Annotated in this window: 7 protein-coding genes; 2 read left to right on the plus strand and 5 right to left on the minus strand. The window is 70.7% G+C overall.

All coding sequences use genetic code 11. The features are described 5' to 3' along the window. Window positions 1-55 precede the first annotated feature (55 nt). From C1I95_RS31430 to C1I95_RS31450, 5 genes are read right to left on the minus strand one after another with little or no spacing between them, the layout of a single operon-like run. Window positions 56-2,431 carry a glycoside hydrolase family 65 protein gene (locus C1I95_RS31430; protein WP_111219424.1) on the minus strand — a complete coding sequence of 792 codons (2,376 nt, stop codon included), beginning with the start codon at window positions 2,429-2,431 and terminating at the stop codon, window positions 56-58. After that, window positions 2,428-3,180: an HAD family hydrolase gene (locus tag C1I95_RS31435; protein WP_111219426.1), complete on the minus strand. Its 753-nt coding sequence runs from the start codon at window positions 3,178-3,180 to the stop codon at window positions 2,428-2,430. The genes C1I95_RS31430 and C1I95_RS31435 overlap by 4 nt, the downstream gene beginning before the upstream one ends. Before the next feature lie 59 nt (window positions 3,181-3,239). Then, window positions 3,240-3,704: a DUF4442 domain-containing protein gene (locus C1I95_RS31440; protein ID WP_111219428.1), complete on the minus strand. Its 465-nt coding sequence runs from the start codon at window positions 3,702-3,704 to the stop codon at window positions 3,240-3,242. A 55-nt stretch (window positions 3,705-3,759) separates the two neighbouring features. After that, window positions 3,760-3,948, minus strand: a complete 189-nt coding sequence (locus tag C1I95_RS31445) for a DUF397 domain-containing protein (RefSeq protein ID WP_111219430.1) — start codon at window positions 3,946-3,948, stop codon at window positions 3,760-3,762. Then, the gene (locus tag C1I95_RS31450; protein WP_111219432.1) at window positions 3,939-4,739 is read right to left on the minus strand and encodes a helix-turn-helix domain-containing protein; all 801 of its coding nucleotides are present in this window, start codon (window positions 4,737-4,739) and stop codon (window positions 3,939-3,941) included. The genes C1I95_RS31445 and C1I95_RS31450 overlap by 10 nt, the downstream gene beginning before the upstream one ends. A 243-nt stretch (window positions 4,740-4,982) precedes the next feature. Here C1I95_RS31450 and C1I95_RS31455 point away from each other — a divergent pair, with 243 nt between their 5' ends. Beyond that, entirely contained in the window at window positions 4,983-5,168 is a 186-nt protein-coding gene (locus tag C1I95_RS31455; protein WP_111219434.1) for a hypothetical protein, read from the plus strand. Next, on the plus strand, window positions 5,165-5,415 hold a 251-nt coding region (locus C1I95_RS31460), incomplete at its 3' end, for a hypothetical protein (RefSeq protein WP_111219436.1). The genes C1I95_RS31455 and C1I95_RS31460, both read left to right, overlap by 4 nt.

The following is a 5,415-nucleotide window of genomic DNA, read 5'->3' on the forward strand; positions in this document are numbered from 1 at the left end:
TGTGTATAAGAGACAGCACCACACCATTGCGCAGCCAAGCAGCAGGGTGGGGCGGTCAGATGGGGATGTCCGGAAGGCGGAGCATCGGTGCACGTCCGGGGGCCTGTTCCGGCGTCGGCAGGTCCTCGCGGGGCGGCGGGATCGGTACGGTCACCGGCTCGACGCAGGTGACGCGTACCGGCTTGCCGTAGTGGCGCACCTCCATCACCGCGTTCGGGTCGGCGTGGTGCAGCGCGTACGTCGTCTCGTGTGGTCGTACGTCGACCCGTAGCCGCATGCCGCACCACTCGAGGGAGAACGCCAGGCGACCGAGCCGGCTCGACAGGCAGGGCGCGAACGAGGGCACGCCGTCGTGGTCCCGCAGCCCGCCGAACCCGGCCACCAGCGCGATCCACGCCCCGGCGAGGGAGGCCATGTGCACCCCGTCGCGGGTGTTCTCGTTCAGGTCGTGCAGGTCCATCAGCGCGGCCTCGCGCAGATAGCTGTGCGCCAGCTCGGTGTAGCCGACCTCCGCCGCCAGCACCGCCTGCGTGCAGGCCGACAGCGACGAGTCCCGGACGGTACGCCGCTCGTAGTAGAGGAAGTTGCGCAGCTTCTCCTCCGGGGTGAACGCGTCACCCCGCCAGTGCATCGCCAGCACCAGGTCGGCCTGCTTGACCACCTGCTTGCGGTACAGGTCGACGTACGGGTAGTGCAGCAGCAGCGGGTACTTGTCCGGCGGGGTGTGCGTGAAGTCCCACTCCTGCAACCGGGTGAAGCCTTCCACCTCCTGATGCACGTCGATCTCTTCGTCGTACGGGACATGCATGGCTGCCGCGGCGTCCCGCCACACGGCGGCCTCCTCGTCGCTGACCCCGAGGTGGAACGCCTCGTCGCGGTAGCGCATCACCACCTCGGCGGCGGTCGTCAAGTTCCGCTGCGCCATCAGGTTGGTGTAGAGGTTGTCGTTCTTGACGGCGGTGTACTCGTCGGGCCCGGTCACCCCGTCGATGTGGTACTGGCCGTTCCGGTCGTGGTGCCCGAGCGAGCGCCACAGCCGCGCGGTCTCCACCAGCAGGGGCAGCCCGATCTCCCGTTCCAACTGCCGGTCCCCGGTGACCAGCACGTAGCGGCGCAGCGCGTCGGCGACGCCGGCCGCGACGTGGAACGCCGCGGTGCCGGCCGGCCAGTAGCCCGACGACTCCGCCCCCTCGATGGTCCGCCACGGGAAGGCGGCGCCCTCCAGGTTGAGCGTCCGGGCCCGCTCGTGGGCCAGCGGCAACGTCGAGTACCGCCAGTACAGCGCGTCCCGTACTGCGGCGGGGTGGGTGTACGTCAGCACCGGCAGAACGAACATCTCGGTGTCCCAGAACGCGTGCCCGTCGTACCCGGGGCCGGTGAGCCCCTTGGCCGAGATGGGCCGGCGTTCCGCCCGGGCACCGGCCTGGAGCACGTGGAACAGGCCGAACCGGACCGCCTGCTGCACCTCCGGGTCGCCCTCGACCTCCACGTCGGCGGCGTCCCAGAACTCGTCGAGGTACTCCCGCTGCTCGCGCACCAGCCCGTCCCAGCCGTCCAGCTTCGCGGCGGCCAGGGCGGCGCCGACCTGGTCGCGCGCCGCCGGCAGGGAGCGCCGGCTCGACCAGCCGTAGGTCAGGTACTTCTCCACGCACAGCGTCTGGCCGGGTTCCAGTACGCACCCGATGGTGGTACGCACCCAGTCCTCGTACCCCTCCGACTCGACGGTGGTCCGCGCCTCGGACTCCACCTCGTGGTCCATCGCGGCGGCGACCCGCAGCCCGGAGACCTTGGTGCGGTGGATCAAGAGCCCGCCGGCGGGGGTGGTCAGCTCCTCTTCCGCCTCCAGCGGCGACTCCAGTACCGCAGCCACCCGGGGGTCGTTGCTCTGCGGCGGCAGCGTCTCGTTGGCCACCAGCTCCGACTGGATGATCAGCCGCAGCGGCTTGCCGTCGGCCACCTCCACCTCGTACCGGAACGCGGCGACCGAGCGCTGCCGGAAGGAAACCAGCCGGGTGCTGTTCAGCCGGACCTCCCGGCCGGCCGGCGAGCGCCAGTGCAGCGACCGGTGCAGCGTGCCGCCACGCAGGTCGAGGATCCGCTCGTGGGCGAGCACCTCGCCGTAGCGCACGTCGAGCGGCTCGTCGTCGACCAGCAGCCGGATCAGTTTGCCGTTGGTCACGTTGACGATGGTCTGGCCGGACTCGGGGTAGCCGAAACCGGCCTCCGCGTACGGCAGCGGGCGAAGCTCGTAGAACGAGTTGAGGTAGGTGCCGGGCAGGCCGTGCGGCTCGCCCTCGTCCAGGTTGCCGCGTAGCCCGACGTGCCCGTTGGACAGGGCGAAGACGGACTCGGACTGGGCGAGCACGTCCATGTCCAGCCGGGTCTCCCGCACGTGCCACGGCTCGACCGGATACGCGCGCTCCCGGATCATGCGGGCCGCCCGGTGTCGAGCAGGTCGCCGAGATCGTCGACCACCACGTCGGCACCGTGTGCGCGCAGTTCGTCGGCCTGGCCGGCGCGGTCCACCCCGATCACGTACCCGAATCCGCCAGCCCGGCCGGCCTCGACCCCGGCGAGCGCGTCCTCGAAGACGGCCGCCTGCTTGGGCTCGACGCCGAGCATTCTCGCTCCGGCGAGGAAGGTATCCGGATGGGGCTTGCCGCGCAGCCCCTCGGCGCGGGCGGTGAGCCCGTCCACCCGGGCTTCCAGCAGCGGTTCCAGCTTGGCGGCGGCGACCACCTCCCGGCCGTTGGCGCTGGCCGTGACGACCGCTCGGCGCAGCCCCGCCGCGGCCACCGCCCTCAGGTACGCCACCGAGCCGGGGTAGACGTCCACCCCGGTGCTGCGGATCTGCTCCAGCATCAGGGCGTTCTTCTGGTTGCCGATGCCCTGCACGGTGTCGGTGCCCGGTGGATCGTCCGGTGTGCCGTCCGGCAGCGTGATGTCGCGCGAGGCGAGGAAGGTGCGTACGCCGTCGAGGCGGGGACGGCCGTCGACATACTGGTGGTAGTCCGGGCCGGGGTCGAACGGCCGGTAGGGCTCACCGGTGGCGGCGGCGTGCCGCCGCAGGAAGTCGTCGAAGGTTTCGGTCCATGCGGCGTTGTGCAGCCGGGCGGTCTGCGTCAGCACACCGTCCAGATCGAAGAGACATGCGGTCACATGAGCAGGTAGACCGAGCACCGTACGAATCTATCCAGCTCACGCCGGAAGCAAACGCAATTCGTGGCAGGATCGGCGCGTCAGTTCGGGCGCAGGGTCCAGATGACGGTCATTTCCGAGGTCGGCTTGCCCTCCTCGGTGGCGATCTCGACGCGTACCGGGAATTCCGGCCGCTCGCCCGCCTCCAGCTCCGCGACCACCTCGGCCGGCGGGCGGCCGAGCCGCGCCGTCGCGCGCACCGGCCCCATGGCCAGCTTCCGGTACGCGATGTCCGCGCGCACCGCCAGCGGCGTAGCCCGGTCGAGCAGGTGCGCGAACGCGGCGAGCACGACCGCGCCGGAGGCGGTCTCGCCGAGGGTGAACATGGCCCCGGCGTGCGGGCCGCCGACGTGGTTGTGGGTGGCCGGCGAGTCGGGTAGCCGGACCACGGCCCGCACCCCGCCCTCCGCCTCGGGGGCCACCTCGACGAATTCGAAACCGAGCGTACGAGCGAACGGCACCGCCTGAAGCATGCCGGCCGCCACCTGCCGCGAGTCGATGGTCATACCGCGAACGCTACCCGCCGGTAACTTACTCGACAAGGCGAGACCACCAGTAGCGTCAGTGCTGCTTGGCGAAGGCCACGAACGCCCGCCAGGTCTCGGGGGTGAAGGTGAGCACCGGCCCCTGCCGGTCCTTGCTGTCCCGTACGCCGACGACGGTCGCCAGGTTGTCGGCCACCTCCACGCAGTTGCCCTGGTTGCCGCTGCTGCGGGTGCTCTTGCGCCAGATCGCACCGGTCAGGTCCATGATTCCGCCGCCTCCGAGATCATCTTGAGGGTGGCCCCGTGGGGCAGCGCCTCGGCCCGGACAGACTCCCAGTTCTGCCGCAGGGAGTTTACGTCCACAGTGCGTTCCACGATGGTGCCCCGCAACTGGTTATCCAGGTAGGCGAGGTCGTCACCGTCAGGCGGCGTGGCGATCACGAAGGCACCGTTCAACCCGGGATAGGCACCGACACCTTTGGGCACCACATGCAGGTGCACCCGGGTGCGGCGGCCCACCTCCACCAGGTGCCGCAACTGCTCCTCCATCACCTTCGGGCCGCCGACCGGGCGCTCCAGCACGGTGTAGTCGAGCACCGCCACGAGCAACGGCGGGTTGGGCCGCGTGAGCACCTTCTGCCGGCCGAGTCGAGCGGCCAACGGCTGCTCGACCTGATCGCCTATGAGCTGGCTCGCCCCCTCGTAGAGCGCCCGGGCGTACTCCTCGGTCTGGAGCAGACCGGGCACCACCAGCGGCTCGAAGCTGCACAGCGCGGTCGCCTCCTGCTCGATCGTCACCCACTCGCGGAACCACGGCATCAGGCTCTCCTTGAGGATCGCCTCCCGGATCCGGCCCAGCAGCCCCTCACCGTGCAGCGCGTCGTCGCAGCGCAGGGTGAACTCCTCCCGGGGTGCCCGGCGGCACTGCTCGACCGAGGCCACCAGCGAGGCCGAGTAGCTGATCTGCTCGCCGAGCGCCTCCTGGGAGAGACCTGCCTGCGTCCGCAGCCGACGTAGCTCGCCGGCGAACAACTCCAGCATGGGCATCCGGTCCATCTGCACACCTCTGCACTTCGGTGACGGCTGCTTCGTACGGGCCAGCTGGTACGGCCCGATCACCTTCCGAACGTAGTGGTGTCCTCAGCAGACTGTCACGTAAGAGATTCCCCGATTGCGGCAGATCGCGGAGTTTCTTCCGGGCCGGTCCGGCCTTCCCCCTGCCGGGGCCCGGTTCCCGGGCCGCCCCGCCACCCGATCGGGGCGGCCCGGCCCACCAATCCCGAGACGAGGAGGCCGAACATGCGTGTCCGCTGGTTCCGATGCCGAAACGCGGCACCACCACCGCCGCTGCCCCAACGGGTTCGGGGTGAGCACCTGCCGAGCTGGATGCACCAGCCGACCCGGGCGCTACCGACGATGGAGCCCGGCCGGGTGGGCAACCTGACCCCGGGACAGCAGTGGCGCGCCAACGGCGGCCGACCGTGATCGGCCACCAACTCCCGCAGCCGAGCGACGGGCCGCCGCCGGACCGCCCCCGGGCGTACCCGACCCACGAAACACCGCACACCCCGCTGCGGCCGATGTGGTGCTGCCGAGCCTGCGGCCACCCATGGCCCTGCGCGACAGCCCGCATCCTGCTCAAGGTCGAGTACGGCCGCAACGAGATCGGCCTGTCGATCTACCTCTCCGGCCTGTTCTACGAGGCCACCCGCGACCTCTACCGCCTCAACCC

The sequence above is a fragment of the Micromonospora craterilacus genome, from assembly GCF_003236315.1.
In the GTDB taxonomy this organism is placed as follows: domain Bacteria; phylum Actinomycetota; class Actinomycetes; order Mycobacteriales; family Micromonosporaceae; genus Micromonospora; species Micromonospora craterilacus.